Origin of the sequence: Peptoniphilus catoniae (assembly GCF_901447155.2) — a bacterium.
In the GTDB taxonomy this organism is placed as follows: domain Bacteria; phylum Bacillota; class Clostridia; order Tissierellales; family Peptoniphilaceae; genus Peptoniphilus_E; species Peptoniphilus_E catoniae.
In genome coordinates this window covers 13,545-28,225 of sequence record NZ_LR588416.1, presented here as the reverse complement: position 1 = coordinate 28,225, position 14,681 = coordinate 13,545, and the positions used below count along the sequence as shown (strand labels likewise).

Annotated in this window: 13 protein-coding genes; 9 read left to right on the top strand and 4 right to left on the bottom strand. The window is 34.4% G+C overall.

Annotated elements, in window-relative coordinates; genetic code table 11:
• Positions 1 to 108: 108 nt before the first annotated feature.
• Genes ftcD through PEPCATONIAE_RS06320 form a run of 5 tightly spaced genes read left to right on the top strand, consistent with a single transcriptional unit; the run spans position 109 to position 5,715 of the window.
• The gene (ftcD, locus tag PEPCATONIAE_RS06340) at positions 109 to 1,002 is read left to right on the top strand and encodes a glutamate formimidoyltransferase (protein ID WP_138160293.1); all 894 of its coding nucleotides are present in this window, start codon (positions 109 to 111) and stop codon (positions 1,000 to 1,002) included.
• Between the two features lie 58 nt (positions 1,003 to 1,060).
• Positions 1,061 to 2,740: a formate--tetrahydrofolate ligase gene (locus PEPCATONIAE_RS06335; protein WP_138160292.1), complete on the top strand. Its 1,680-nt coding sequence runs from the start codon at positions 1,061 to 1,063 to the stop codon at positions 2,738 to 2,740.
• A 9-nt stretch (positions 2,741 to 2,749) separates the two neighbouring features.
• Positions 2,750 to 3,376 carry a cyclodeaminase/cyclohydrolase family protein gene (locus PEPCATONIAE_RS06330; protein ID WP_138160291.1) on the top strand — a complete coding sequence of 209 codons (627 nt, stop codon included), beginning with the start codon at positions 2,750 to 2,752 and terminating at the stop codon, positions 3,374 to 3,376.
• Between the two features lie 58 nt (positions 3,377 to 3,434).
• Positions 3,435 to 4,811, top strand: coding sequence for a methylaspartate mutase accessory protein GlmL (gene glmL, locus PEPCATONIAE_RS06325; RefSeq protein ID WP_138160290.1), 1,377 nt, complete (start codon positions 3,435 to 3,437; stop codon positions 4,809 to 4,811).
• A 1-nt stretch (position 4,812) separates the two neighbouring features.
• Positions 4,813 to 5,715: a histidine racemase CntK family protein gene (locus tag PEPCATONIAE_RS06320; RefSeq protein ID WP_138160289.1), complete on the top strand. Its 903-nt coding sequence runs from the start codon at positions 4,813 to 4,815 to the stop codon at positions 5,713 to 5,715.
• Positions 5,716 to 5,794: 79 nt separating this feature from the next.
• Here the strand turns inward: PEPCATONIAE_RS06320 and PEPCATONIAE_RS06315 are convergent, their stop codons facing one another.
• The gene (locus PEPCATONIAE_RS06315; RefSeq protein WP_246060448.1) at positions 5,795 to 7,192 is read right to left on the bottom strand and encodes a phospholipase D-like domain-containing protein; all 1,398 of its coding nucleotides are present in this window, start codon (positions 7,190 to 7,192) and stop codon (positions 5,795 to 5,797) included.
• A gap of 168 nt (positions 7,193 to 7,360) precedes the next feature.
• Between PEPCATONIAE_RS06315 and PEPCATONIAE_RS06310 the strand changes: the two genes are divergently transcribed.
• Positions 7,361 to 8,290, top strand: coding sequence for a hypothetical protein (locus PEPCATONIAE_RS06310; protein ID WP_138160287.1), 930 nt, complete (start codon positions 7,361 to 7,363; stop codon positions 8,288 to 8,290).
• A gap of 13 nt (positions 8,291 to 8,303) precedes the next feature.
• On the opposite strand, the gene PEPCATONIAE_RS06305 is transcribed toward PEPCATONIAE_RS06310, so the two are convergent.
• The 3 genes from PEPCATONIAE_RS06305 to PEPCATONIAE_RS06295 form a co-directional block, all read right to left on the bottom strand.
• Positions 8,304 to 9,464 carry an AI-2E family transporter gene (locus tag PEPCATONIAE_RS06305; RefSeq protein ID WP_138160286.1) on the bottom strand — a complete coding sequence of 387 codons (1,161 nt, stop codon included), beginning with the start codon at positions 9,462 to 9,464 and terminating at the stop codon, positions 8,304 to 8,306.
• 20 nt (positions 9,465 to 9,484) lie between these two features.
• Positions 9,485 to 9,985, bottom strand: coding sequence for a DUF4825 domain-containing protein (locus PEPCATONIAE_RS06300; protein WP_138160285.1), 501 nt, complete (start codon positions 9,983 to 9,985; stop codon positions 9,485 to 9,487).
• Between the two features lie 94 nt (positions 9,986 to 10,079).
• A complete protein-coding gene (locus PEPCATONIAE_RS06295; protein WP_138160284.1) occupies positions 10,080 to 10,595 on the bottom strand; it encodes an LURP-one-related/scramblase family protein in 516 nt (171 codons plus the stop codon).
• 118 nt (positions 10,596 to 10,713) lie between these two features.
• On the opposite strand from PEPCATONIAE_RS06295, the gene PEPCATONIAE_RS06290 reads away from it, so the two are divergent.
• The 3 genes from PEPCATONIAE_RS06290 to PEPCATONIAE_RS06280 are packed head-to-tail and all read left to right on the top strand — an operon-like array spanning position 10,714 to position 14,679.
• Positions 10,714 to 11,859 carry a cation diffusion facilitator family transporter gene (locus PEPCATONIAE_RS06290; RefSeq protein WP_138160283.1) on the top strand — a complete coding sequence of 382 codons (1,146 nt, stop codon included), beginning with the start codon at positions 10,714 to 10,716 and terminating at the stop codon, positions 11,857 to 11,859.
• Between the two features lie 8 nt (positions 11,860 to 11,867).
• Positions 11,868 to 13,253: a Trk system potassium transporter TrkA gene (gene trkA / locus PEPCATONIAE_RS06285; RefSeq protein ID WP_138160282.1), complete on the top strand. Its 1,386-nt coding sequence runs from the start codon at positions 11,868 to 11,870 to the stop codon at positions 13,251 to 13,253.
• Positions 13,231 to 14,679 (top strand): TrkH family potassium uptake protein, encoded by a 1,449-nt coding sequence (locus PEPCATONIAE_RS06280; protein WP_138160281.1) that lies wholly within the window; start codon positions 13,231 to 13,233, stop codon positions 14,677 to 14,679. The genes trkA and PEPCATONIAE_RS06280 overlap by 23 nt, the downstream gene beginning before the upstream one ends.
• Positions 14,680 to 14,681: the final 2 nt, after the last annotated feature.

Genomic DNA, 14,681 nt, shown 5'->3' with positions numbered 1-14,681 from the left:
ATATCCTCTAAGCTTTGTAAACTATGTTATTTATTAGACGATTTGTAGATTGAGATCTGTTACTCTCAACAAGAGAGTTAATGAGATATTAATTTAGGAGGTATATTAATGAAGAGAGTAATGTGTATTCCCAACTATTCAGAAGGAAGAGACGCTGAAAAGATCGATAAAATAGTTGAATGTTTCAGAGCTAAGGAAAATGTAAAGCTAATAGATTATCAACCAGATAAGGACCACAACAGACTTGTTGTAGAGGTCATAGGAGAGCCTGAAGCAGTTATTAAAGCTGTTCTTGAATCTGTAAAAGTTGCAATAGAAGTTATAGATATGACAAAACATACAGGCGGTCATCCTAGAATGGGAGCAGTTGACGTTGTACCTTTCGTTCCTGTAACAGAAGTAACAACTGAAGACTGTATAGAATATGCAAGAAGAACCGGTAAAGCAATAGGAGAAATGGGAATTCCTGTTTATCTATATGAAGACGCTGCTACCACTCCTGAAAGACAAAACTTGGCAAAAGTTCGTAAGGGACAATATGAAGCTTTCTTTGAAAAAATTAAACAACCTGAATGGAAACCTGATTTCGGACCTCAAGAAATGAATGCTAAAAGCGGTGTAACAGGTGTTGCTGCAAGGTTCCACTTAATTGCTTTTAACGTAAACTTAAATACTGATAAATTGGAAATAGCAGATGCTATAGCAAGAAAAGTTCGTCATATTGGTGGAGGACTTAGATATGTTAAAGGTATAGGTCTTGCTCTTGAAGAAAAGGGACAAGTTCAAGTATCAATGAACCTTGTAAACTTTGAAAAGACAAGAGTATATCAAGCACTTGAAATGATTAAGTCTGAAGCTAAGCGTTATGGAGTAACCGTAGCAAACACAGAACTTATAGGATTGATTCCTCTACAAGCTCTAATTGATTCAGCAGCATACTACATGCAAATTGAAGACTTTAAACCTGAGCAAGTACTTGAAACACTTTTAATTGAAGAATAATTGTAATATAATAAGCTGGAGTTTTGAGATAATTTTATAAAAAATAAAGGAGGATTTTATGGCAGAATTTAAAACAGATATACAAATAGCTGATGAAGCTAAGATGCTTCCAATTGTTGAAGTAGCTAAAAAATGCGGAATTAAAGAAGAAGAAATTGAAAATTACGGTAAATACAAGGCTAAGATTTCCTTTGATGCTATTGAAAGATTAAAATCAAATAAAGATGGAAAGCTTGTTCTTGTTACAGCAATCACTCCTACACCTGCAGGAGAAGGCAAATCAACAGTATCAATCGGACTTGCTCAAGGACTTAACAAAATAGGTAAAAATGCCATAGTAGCACTTAGAGAACCATCTCTAGGACCTGTCTTCGGAATTAAGGGCGGAGCAGCAGGCGGCGGATATTCACAAGTAGTACCTATGGAAGATATTAACCTTCACTTTACAGGGGACCTACATGCCATGACTGCAGCAAACAACCTTTTAGCTGCTTTAATTGACAATCATATCCACCAAGGCAACAAGCTTGGCATAGACTCAAGAAGAATTACTTGGAAGAGAGTTCTTGATATGAACGACAGATCTCTTAGAAACATAGTAATAGGTTTGGGCGGAAAAGCCTGTGGATTTACAAGAGAAGATCACTTTATGATAACTGTAGCATCAGAAATTATGGCTGCACTTTGCTTGGCAAGCGACCTACCCGACCTAAAGGAAAGACTATCTAAGATGATTGTTGCTTATAACCTTGAAGGAAAGCCGGTAACAGCAGGAGATCTAAATGCACAAGGTGCAATGGCAATGCTTCTAAAAGATGCAATTAAACCTAACCTTGTTCAAACTCTTGAAAACACACCAGCACTAATTCACGGTGGACCATTTGCAAACATTGCACACGGATGTAACTCATTAATAGCAACAAAACTTGGCTTAAAAATGGGAGATTATCTTGTTACAGAGGCAGGATTCGGTGCTGACCTTGGAGCAGAAAAATTCCTTGATATAAAATGTAGATTCGGCGGATTAAAACCATCAGCAGCAGTAATAGTTGCTACAATAAGAGCTCTAAAAATGCATGGTGGAGTAGCAAAGGATCAACTTAAAGAAGAAAACGTACAAGCACTTAAAGACGGTTTTGCTAACCTTGGACGTCACATTGAAAACATTAGAAAATTCGGTATACCTGCAATAGTAGCAGTAAACAGATTTGCAGACGATACAGAAGCTGAAATCCAAGCTTTAATGGAAAAATGTGAAGAATACGGAGTAAAGGTTGCACTTTGCGAAGGTTGGGCAAAAGGCGGCGAAGGCGTTAAAGAACTTGCTGAAATAGTAGTTAAGGTAACTGACGAAGAAAAAGCAGACTATAAGCCTCTTTACGATGTAAACCTAACAATTGAAGAAAAACTTAATAAAATTGTTAAAGAAATCTATCATGGCGGAAAAGTTGTTTTAAGCCCTGCAGCTAAAAAAGAAATTAAGACTCTTGAAGAACTCGGATTAGATAAAATGCCTATTTGTATGGCAAAGACTCAATACTCCTTCACAGATGATCCTAAGGCAGTAGGAGCTCCTGAAGGATTTGAAATTAACGTTCAAACAGTAAGAGTTTCTGCAGGTGCAGGATTTATAGTTTGCGAAACAGGAAACATTATGGTTATGCCGGGACTTCCAAAAGTACCTGCAGCTGACAAAATGGATGTATCAGCAGACGGAACAATGACAGGATTATTCTAAGGAGGAAAAATGTTAAAAGATTTATCAGTTAAAGACTTTGTAGCCGAAACAGCTTCAGATTCACCGGCTCCAGGTGGCGGATCAGTTTCAGCTCTTGCAGCTGCACAAGCTGCGGCACTTTTAGCAATGGTTGCTAATCTTACTGTAAAAAGTAAGAATTATGAAAGTGTTCATGAAGAAGTAAAACCTCTTATTGGAGAGTTGGAAGCTTTTGAAAAAGAATTTGTAGATTTTATAGATAAAGACGCAAATTCATTTAATGGAGTTATGAAAGCCTTTAAACTTCCTAAGGAAACAGAAGAGGAAAAAGCTGCAAGAAGTGCAAAGATTCAGGAAGAATATAAAAATGCGGCAAATATACCTCTAACAGTTGGATTAAAGACAATAGAACTTATTCCTTATGCTGAAAAGCTTCTTGAAATTGGAAACAAAAATGCAATAACAGATGTCGGCGTTGGAGTATTAAATATAAAATTAGCAGTTACAGGAGCTTTTTATAACGTAAAAATAAATCTTGGCTCAATTAAAGATGAAGCTTATGTAAAGGACTTAAAGGATAAAATGGCAAAATCTCTTGAAGATCTTGATAAGAGAATTGCACCTATTCTTGAAAAGGTTGAAGCTGAAATTAACTAAAAACAAACGGGACCTCTGAAGTCCCGTTTTTATATTGACTTTTATATTAGGTGATAGCATGAGAATATTATTAGTAGACTTCGGATCAACATATACAAAGTTGACCTTAGTCGATATGGATAAGGAAGAAATAATAGCAAGAAGTTCCGCTATAACTACAGTTGAAAAAGATGTTAGAATAGGCTATGACGAAGCCTATAAAAAAATGAAAGAAGATTTGGGAGAAGATCCTAAGCCTGATAGAGTACTGGCCTGTTCATCAGCTGCAGGAGGCCTTAAAATGATAGCCATAGGCCTTACTAAAAACCTTACAGCTGAAGCTGCAAAAAGATCAGCTCTTGGTGCCGGAGCAAGAATTTTAAAGACCTACTATTATGAGCTTCCTGAAAAAGATTTGGAAGAAATTAAAAATTCCCCCTGTGATATAATTCTTTTTTCCGGAGGAACTGAACACGGAAATAGAATTAACGTTATAAACAATGCAAAGAGTTTGGCGACAATAGGACTTAAGATACCTGTAGTTGTTGCAGTTAACTCAGATGCCCTGGAAGAAGTTGAAAAAATATTTAAAGAGGCGAACATGAACTATTATGTTACTGAAAATGTAATGCCTGCTGTAAATATTTTAAATGCAGAAAGTGCCAGAGAAACCATAAGAAAAATATTTATGGATAGGATTGTAAAGGCAAAGGGTATGAATAATGTGGAAGATGAAATTGACGGGATTTTAATGCCGACACCACAAGCAGTTATTAAGGCTGCACAGGCCCTATCTTTAGGCACTGAAAAAGAAAAGGGAATAGGGGATCTTATGGTTGTTGATATAGGGGGAGCAACTACAGATGTTCACTCTATAGGTTACGGACACCCTACGGACAATACAGTTATATATGAAGGCCTTTTGGAGCCTCTTGCAAAAAGAACTGTAGAGGGAGATTTGGGAATGAGGTACTCCGCTCTAAGTCTTTATGAAGCATCAGGAGATGAAGAAATTTCAAGATTTTTGCCAAGCCGTCAAAATATACTTGAAGGCATAAAGAAAAGAGTCGGGGATATAAAATTTGTTCCCAAGACCCAAAGGGATTTTGAATTTGATGCAGCAATGGCAAGTGTTGCAACTCAACACGCAGTTAACCGCCATGTAGGTGTTCTTACAAGGAGATTTACAAAAACCAGGTACGTTTACTATCAAACAGGTAAGGACCTTACTAATCTTAAAAATGTGATAGGTACCGGAGGAGTTTTGGTCCACGCCAAAAAGCCTGTTAAAATTTTAAGCTCTTTAATAAATAACGATCCTGAAACCTTAAACCCTAAGGATCCTGAATACTTTATAGATAAGGATTATATATTAAGTGCCATGGGCCTTTTAAGCATGGAATATCCCGATGTTGCTATAAGGATTATGAAAAAAGATTTAAGGGAAGTGAATTAATATGATACAAAGTTTTGATTTTTTTGTAGCAAACCCTGCAGGAAATATTACAGGTTTTGTAGTTTGGCCGGTATATCCGGGTTTTAGACCTGCCTATACCAAGGCTATTATGGAACAGATAGACAGCTCCGTTGAGCAGGTGGGCTTTATAAGTCCAAGCTATGATGGACCTCCACTAAGACTTGACATGGCGGGAGGAGAATTTTGCGGCAATGCAACGAGAGCCTACGGTTTATATTCAGCAACCTTTTTAGAAGAAAAGGGCGAATATAACATGGAAGTATATGTAAGCGGTATAGACCACCCTATATATGTTTTGGCAAACACTATAAACAACACCGCCTATATAGAACTTCCTGAAGCTATTTCAGTCGGAGAGCTTGAAGTGGAAGGCAAGTCTTATAAAATAGTTGAACTTTCAGGAATAACTCACGTTATTATAGATGATAGGAAAGAAGACAAGGATTTTGTAAAAAAAGTAATTGATGCGGCTAAGAATAAAATTGAATCAAAGGCCTATGGAGTTTTGTTTTATAACAAGGAAGACTCATCAATGGTACCTTATGTAGAGGTAGTAGAAGCAGACACTCTTGTTAGAGAATCATCTTGTGCATCAGGAACAGTGGCCCTTGGCTATTATCTTAATAATGATAAAAGGGACGAAAATTTTAAGGCAACTATCCACCAACCCAATGGCGAGCTTGAATTGACTTGCAGAATAAATGAAGAAGGCAAGCTTGTATTTACTATAGGAGGCCCTGTAGAAATTTCAGAAACCAAAAAGGTTAAAATAGATATATCAAAAGAAGTAGAAGAAAAGGTTAAGGCAGAATACCTTGCCAAGAAAAAACTTGAAGAAGAAGCTTCCAAGCATGAAGAAGTTAAAGATGATGAAGAAGAGTAAATAATAATCTAAGAAAGAGTCCTAAGCTATATGCTTAAGACTCTTTTTGGTTTATATAAAATTTTTAAAATTTTACATCCTACCAGGTGCATAAACCGGTAAATTCTTGAAATCTCCATAAAATATTCATTAAAGGAGAATCTTCATAGTAGGTCTCCATAGGAAGGGTGTAGTTGCCGTCCTCATTGTTCCAAACTCTTTTAAAGTAATTTGAAATTTGAAGGGGAATTTCACCTGACAGGTCAGTTACCAGTTCAACATCTGTTTCAAGATTATAATTTTCAAGGTTTCTTTTGGTAAAGTTTGCAGATCCTAAAATTACATGGGCAAGCTTGGATTTATTATATTTAAAAAATGCCATTTTAGTATGGTACTGTTCACCCCTTGTGTCATACCACCTAAGGTCTATGTTTTCGTTTTTCTCTGCCAAAGTACAAAGAGCTGACCTGTTGGGATTGCCGTTTTTTTCTATACCGAAGGCGTCCTTATTAGGATCGGCAACTATTTTTATTTTAACACCTCTATCAGAAGCACTAGCAAGAGATTTAAGGACCTTAAAGTCGGATAGGTAGAAGATACCTATATAAATTTCATCTTCAGATTCAGCCCTATTAATGTTTTCAAGAAGGGCCTTTAAAATTTCAGATTCAGTTAAAATTCTCAATTTTATATTTTCGTCTTTGCCCTTAAAATTATCAGACACCTTTATATCCGGGAAGTCTCCTCCTGAAAATTCAACAACAGACTTTTCAGATTCTATAAGATCTTTAATAGCCTCTCCCTTAAATCTTAGGGCTACATTTGAGTGGAAGGAGCTTGGATCGTGAGGGTTTGCCGATGCAATCATGGCTTCATTTTCACTTATAAAAACTTTTCTGTGATTGCCTTTAAAGTTTGCAAGCTTTAAAATTGATCTTATAGTAACCTTAGGACCATTAGCATCAAAGAAGTTTCTTATAAATCCCTTTTCTCCTATGCCAAACCATTTAATAAAGAATCTGTAGTAGCCCGAAAAAATAGGATTGCTGTCTCTCATTTTGTTATGATCTGTAACGACTACATTTATTCCGGCATCCTTTAATCTTTTAAGATGGGTCTGCTCATAGGCACCATAGAAGTTGTTAATGGGATCTGTTATAAAGACTATGGGCATGGAAGGATTTCTATTTTTTTTAGCTATAATGGCATCTGTCATATCAGATACGGAAGTTGGATATTGAATAGATGATTTTGTATAGTCGTCATTATATAGAAATAAATCTATAATTAAAAAGTCCTCAGCCTTTTCTATTAAATCCATTTCTTCCTTAAATATATTAAGCTCATGGACAGTTTTATTATCTTTACTGTAGCTTAAATCTTCTATATATTTAACCTCAATTGGATTTGTAAAATCACCGGCTAAATTTGTTCCCTTAGGATTTTTAGTAAACAAACTGTATATAAGAGGAATTAAAAATATAAGTAATAGTAACAATTTAGCTCGCCTCTTTTTTTTATTTTTCTTATTTTTATTCACATTATCACCATCAATATTATAACCTTTAAGTTAATAAAGCTCCATAGGTCTATGTTTTATTTATTGACTATTTATGATATTATAAAAATGCTGATTTCAATAGGATCTAAAGTTTAGGAGTATGATATGAAAAAGATATACCTGGTCTTGTTATTTGTAATTATATTTGCAAAAAAATCCTATGCTATGGAGGAAGGTTTAGTCATAAGTCCATATAAGCTAAAGGTAAATGAGGAGTCCAGACCTTTTTATTCCTATAATGTTGATGGATATAATTACTATAGGCTAAGAGACCTTGCCAAGGCTTTGAAAAACACTTCAAAAAGATTCGATATTATATATGAAGAAGAAAATGATTTAATAAGAATAATAAGAAGAAAAAATTATACAGGACAAGAAAGCTCCATATACAACAGATTTGCCACAGGCTATCCCGCCAAGTCGAAAATTTACATAGAGAATAGAGAGTTGGTAATACCGGGAATAAATATTGGAGGATATAATTATTACAGGTTAAGAGATTTGGCATCTATATTTGACTTTTCAATTAGCGAAAACAGATTTACTCAAGTCCTGCTTATAAATACAGCTGTTGAATATAGGTCCAGTGGAAATGATTATCTTAGAGCTCCTGATTATAAGGATATAGAAAGTTCAGAAGAATTTATGGAAATCTTTACCAAATCTTTCTTTGATCTTTATGAGGTACAGATGAAAGTAATATCAGACCTTATGGAAAAGGGATCTAACAGTTCAGATTTAACCTCCCTACAAAACTCTCTAAACAGCCACTATGATTACTACCTAAAGCTCTCAGACTCAAGATTTATAAAAAGCGACATACGAATAAAAAGAAATTTTGATGATTTTGTAGAAAGTTTTAAGATACAAAATGAAGAGTTTGACAAGGTAGTTGAAGCAACTAGAGCCCTTAAGGGAGAGAAGACACAAGACATTTCCGAAACTATTTATAATTACAATAACGAAGTTTCAAAAGTAAGTGACAAATTTATTAATTTAGTTAACATGATGAGAGAAGAAAAACAGGGTGATTAAAGTCCACCCTGTTTTATATTTGATATTTTTTTTGATTTAATCGCTTATTGATGTATTCGGATAAAAGAGTGTAAATTACCGCAAAGGCTGGTATAAAAATCCACATACCTACAATACCCATAAGGGAGCCCCCTACTATTACGCTAAAGAGGGTCCACATTGATGGAAGATTAAGCTTATCTCCCATAATTTTAGGATAGATAATATTTCCCTGAATCTGTTGAAAAATCAGCATCATTATCAAAAACATCAGAGATTTAGCAGGAGACTCTATTAGAATAAAAAGGACCCCTATAGCTGCGCCTATAATAGGCCCGATAATAGGAATTAGATCAGAGAAAGCAACTACTACTGAAATCATAGCAGCATTAGGCATAGACATTACTATCATACCAATAAAGGTCATAAGACCTATTACAAGTCCATCCAAAATTTGTCCCGATACAAAGGCGTTAAAGTAATCGTGAGCAAGACTAAAAGCGCGTAGGGCATAGTTTGCTTTTTCCTTTGACAGAAGAGCATAAAGCAATTTTTTCGATTGCCTTGCAAGCTTCTCCTTATCAAAGAGAATATAAAGGGCAAAGACTAGGGATAAGAGAGAATTTGTAATCCAATTTGCCAAGTAGGCTGTAAAGTTGAAACCCTTTGACAAAAGTTTGGAATTTTTTGAAAAAATAAAATCTTCAAAACTTTTAAGGAAGGCATCTACAGATAGATTGCTATATAGGTTTTCAATAGCGTCTGCATACTTAACTAAAAAGGGAACCCTTCTCATAAGATTTGCCAGTTCCTTTACAAAAACAGGAAGCTTTTCCTTTAATGTTATTATTGACTTAATTAGTTGAGGTATAACCAAAGCACTTAAAAAGCTTATAATAAGCAGCAGAATTATAAGAGATAGAAGTACCGCCAAAGGTCTTTTAAACTTTTTAAACTTAGGTGACTTAATTGAAGAGAAAACTTTATTTTCAAAAAAGTTCATAGGGATTTTAAGTATAAAAGCAATTGCTCCGCCTACAATAAATGGAGACATAATAGCTAAAAGTTTAGACAAGGCTTTACTTACTCCATCTATATAGTAAAGAGCAAAATAAAAAGCGATTGATATTAGACTGATTTTGAGTAATTTTTTATAAAAGTTCGAGTTTTCTTCTTTTTCCATTATTTCCTTCATTCTTTTCCCCTATAGATGTGTTAAATATCAAAATTTTCATATACAAACATGGTCTTATCCAAATCTTTAATTTGATTTTCCAGTTCATAAAAATATTCTTCACTTGTATAATAATCTTCAAATTTTTTGGAAAATATTTTTTCTTCTTCAATGGAAAGCTTATTTGTGTAGAAAGCTTCCTTATCGTTAATGATAACCTTAATTTCGTCAAGGTTATGGATAAGAGCGAAGAGCTTGACGCAGTTGTTAAATATGTTTTGAGCTTGACCCTGGGCTATTTTATCCTCATTACTTGTATAATAAAGGACCAGCATATTTTTATCTTCAGGATATTCAAAGGCCATGTGGTCCCATTTAAGGAATTTGCCAAAGTCTAATTTATTAATAATAGCACTTGTTTTTGAAACGTCAGCCATATATTCGTGCTTATATTCATAGAGGGATTTATCAGCCGTTTTTGTGCAAGATGTAAGAATAATAGTTAAAAGAAGAAGAATAGAAAATTTTCTTATTTTAAACATAATAACCTCCGAATTTCACTAAAAATCTCTTTAACTTAAATAGAGTTTACAAAACAGCCTTGCTATAAAAATTTAAGCAAGGCTTTATTATCAATTAATAGTCGTGGTAAAGATTATCTAAGATAAGAGCTATTGAAAGAAAAAGCTTTTCAAGAGAAGAGTAGTCCTCAAGATAGTTAAGTATGTATGTTTTAGTTGATTTGACACTTCCTTTAATAGAAGCTACAGGCTCACCATTTAAAAAAATTTCAAATTCTTGAGAATTAATCTTTCCCCATATCACAAGCTTACCTAAATTCGTTCTTATGTAAAGATCCGGGATTTTAAAATTACGTCCCTCTCTTACGTTATAGGTGATATTATCTAAAATAATAGAAAAAAGCGTATCCCTAATAGGACCTTGGTGATGCTTGTAGATTTCTACAACTTCTTTTTCTTCAAGGTCTTTAACTGAAATTTTGGAATAGTAAATCTTGTTGCCCTTTAAGAAGCTTACTACAGGTGAATAAAAATCCACTTCCGCATTTAAATAAGGCTGATTATCTTTTAAAATTTTATATTTATAATTGTCAAGTATTGTGTAATCACACTGTATTAACAGTTTATTCAACTATATCACCTATCTTAATTTTACAGCACCGGTGTGAATTTTTCAACAAACAAGTTTATTATTAACTTTGCTAGTGATATAATAATTGTTCAAGCATTAAAGGAAAAAAGGGGATTTTATGGAAAAACTAATATTAAAAGCAGGAAAGTATAACACTAAAGACGAGAACAGAACGAAAATAACCATGTTAAGTGCAATTTACGGCTTAATGTTTAATATTTTGTTGGCAGCCTTTAAGGTGGTATTATCTATTATCACTAACTCAGTTTCTATTTTGGGAGATGCCATTAACAACATTACAGATTGCCTGTCATCAGTTGTTACCTTTGTGGGAGCTAAGCTTTCTCACATGCCACCGGATAAGGAACACCCTTATGGGCACGGAAGAATAGAATATATATCAGCACTTTTTGTTTCTGTATCGGTTTTGTTTATAGGCCTTCAATTTATGAAGGTATCCTTTGACAGAATCAGAAATCCGGTACCAATAGAGTTTGATTTAGTATCAATAATTATAATGACAGTTTCAATTTTAGCAAAACTTTATATGACCTTTTTCTACTCCAGGGTATCAAAAAAAATCAACTCAATGCCTATTGACGCTCAGTCTAAGGACTCTCTTTCAGACGTCGTTATTACCTCTGTGGTAGTTGCTTCAATGATTGTCTATAATATGTTTAATGTTCACATTGACGGATATGTAGGTTTTTTAGTGAGTCTTGTTGTTATTCATTCAGGCTATGAACTTATTAGAGATACCTTTGCTGAGCTGATTGGAAAGGTTCCTGATGAGTTAATAGGAGATATTGAGAAAAAAGTTTTAAATTATGATAATATACTTGGAGTACATGATATTATAGCAGTGAATTTCGGACCTGATAAGGCTTATATTAACATGGATGTTGAGGTGCCTTATAATATGAGTTTAGTAGAAGCTCACAACCTTGTTGATAAAATAGAGAAAGATATAGAAACTGAGCACGACTTAAATGTTTCAATTCACGTAGATCCTGTAGGGTCTTATAATAAGGAAGAAAGAGAAGTTGTGAATCTTATGAAAAAAGTCGTAAGAGAAAGCGACAAGCTTATTTCCTTTCATGATATTTACCTTGAAGATGACTTAGTTCATATAGATGTTGTAGTTGATGCACAAAAGATAGAAAAGGCGGAAAGTGTTCAAGATTTTAAAAACTATGTAGAAGATACTATAGAAAAAGAGCTTGGAAAGAAAAGTGAAATAACTGTAGATAGGTATTTTAAATAGGAGAATTTATGAAAGTTTTAATAGCAGGTGCAGGTAAGCTAGGCTTTAGATTGGCAAAGGCTTTAGTTGCTGAAAATTGTGATGTTACAATATTGGACAATGATGAAAAGATTATAGAAAATGTAAACAACTCTCTTGATGTTTTAACAGTTAATGCAAATGCCTTGGATTTTGAGATATTAGAGGAGCTGGATCTTGGAAGCTATAATCTTTTACTTGCAACGACAACATCAGATGAGGCAAATGTACTAATCTCAACTCTATCTAAAAGACTTGGTGTCGATAGAGTAATAGCCAGAGTAAGAAATCCTGAATATCATAACCAAATAAGATTTATTATGAATGAGCTTGGAATAGATGAGATAATCAACCCGGATCATGCAACGGCTCTATCAATAGAAAAGTATCTGCTTAAAAAATATTTACTTGTAAGTGACGAATTTGCCAATGGCAGGGTAAAGCTTGTAGATTTCCACATAGGGTCGGACCCTGATTTTATAAATAAAAAAGTTATGGATCTTGTGGGCTTTAACGGTATGCTTATTACTTCAATATCAAGAGAAGGAAAAACTATAATCCCCAATGGATCAACAATACTAAGAGAAAATGACTCTATACTTATTGTAGGGGCAAGAGATGATATAGAAGACTTTGACAAAAATCATTCCGGTATAAATAAGCATAAATCCGTTAAAAGAGTAATTATTTTAGGTGGAGGAAAATTAGGCCTTTATCTAGGACTTTTACTTGATATGGACGGAATTGAAACTACAATTATAGAAATAAATACTGAAAGGTGCAATCAACTTATGGAAAGGTTGCCCAATGCCATGATAATAAACGGAGACGGAACGGATTTTAACATTTTAAATGAAGAAATGATTGAGTCCTATGATGCCCTTGTTGCAGCTACAGGCATAGACGAGGCGAACCTTCTTATGGCTCTTACTGCAAAACAACTTGGTGTATATAAGTCAGTTGCTAAGCTTTCAAGGTCAAATTATGATATGATAGTTGACAAACTTGGACTTGATGCGGCCTTTAACACATCAATAATTACAGCATCAACTATACTTAAGTTTGTAAGAGGACAAGGCTCATTAAATGTTAACCTTATGCTTGATGGAGAAACTGAATTTACTGAAATTCTTCTAACGAATAATCTTGATATACTGGGAAAACCCGTTAAGGATTTGGGCCTGCCTAAAGAGGTTTTAATAACATCAATTGTAAGAAATAACAGGGTTATTATACCTAATGGAAGTACCGAGCTAAAGGCAGGGGACAGAATAATAGTTTTTTGTCGCCACGGAGGCATATCTGTTTTAAAGAAATATTTTTATTCAGATAATAAAAGAGGAGGATTCTTTAGTGAACTACGCGATCATATTTAGAATATTGGGAATAATTTTTACAATTGAAGCCCTATTTATGATTCCACCTCTACTTTTAAGCTTTGCAATAGAAGACGGTGCCACTAAAGCATTTTTAGTAACTATAGCCCTACTTTTTGCGGCTTCAGTAATAACGAGAATCTTTTCTGCAAAAAGTCTTAGAATAACCCCCAAGGACGGTTTACTTATAGTGTCAGTATCTTGGATTTTTGCCTCAGCCTTCGGGGCCTTACCCCTTTACATTTCAGGATCCTTGCCGGGATATATAGACAGCTTTTTTGAAATAGTTTCAGGCTTTACAACTACAGGGGCAAGTGTTATGGAAAATCCGGAGGTAGTTGCAAAGTCTGTTATTCTTTGGAGGAGCATGACTCACTGGATAGGTGGAATGGGTATACTGGTCTTTACTCTTATACTTCTACCTAAACTCGGTATAGGGGCCTATCAAATTTTTAAGGCTGAGAGCCCGGGGCCAGTTGCAGGAAAAATTGCACCTAAAATGGCAGATACTGCCAAAAAACTATATATTATTTATATGATAATAACAGTAGTTCTTTTTCTACTTTTGCTTTTAGGAGGTATGACACCTTTTGATGCTATAGTTCATACTCTTGGAGTTGTAGGAACCGGAGGATTTTCTTCAAAGGCAAACTCAGTAGGCTATTTTCAAGGAGCTTACATTCCTATTGTATTATCATTTTTCATGCTTTTTTGCGGAACTAACTTTTCCATGTATAACTACCTTTATAAAGGGAAGATTAAAAATATCTTAGAAGATGAAGAATTCAGGACTTATTATTTACTAATATTTTTTGCTGTAACTCTAATAGCAATAGATCTTTTTATAAATAATTACGCAAGCTTCGGTAAATCTCTCTTAGACTCATTTTTTCAAGCTTCCTCCATTTCATCAACTACAGGTTTCAGTAATGCTGACTATGATCTTTGGCCTACATTTTCAAAGTATATATTAATTATGCTTATGTTTATGGGCGCAAGTGCTGGTTCAACTGCCGGAGGTATGAAGGTTATAAGAGTAGTTGTACTTGGAAAGCTTATAAAAAGAGAGGTAATAAAGGTTCTTCATCCCCATGCTATAATTCCCGTTAAGGTTAACGGAAGAATTTTAAATGATGAAGTTATAGCCGGTATCCACGGATTTATGGGAGTTTATCTCTTAATAACTCTTCTGTCATCAACTATTATAAGTCTTAGCGGAGTTGATTTTCTAAGTTCCCTTTCCACTACTGTAACTATGCTTTCAAATGTTGGACCGGGCTTTGGTGCAGTAGGACCAACGAGAAACTTCGCCTTTTACAATCCTTTCTTTAAACTTTTATTTTGCTTTTTAATGTTATTGGGCAGACTTGAATTTTTTACCCTTTTGGCACTGATACCAACAGTTAGAAAAAAGAAGATTGTGTAGGT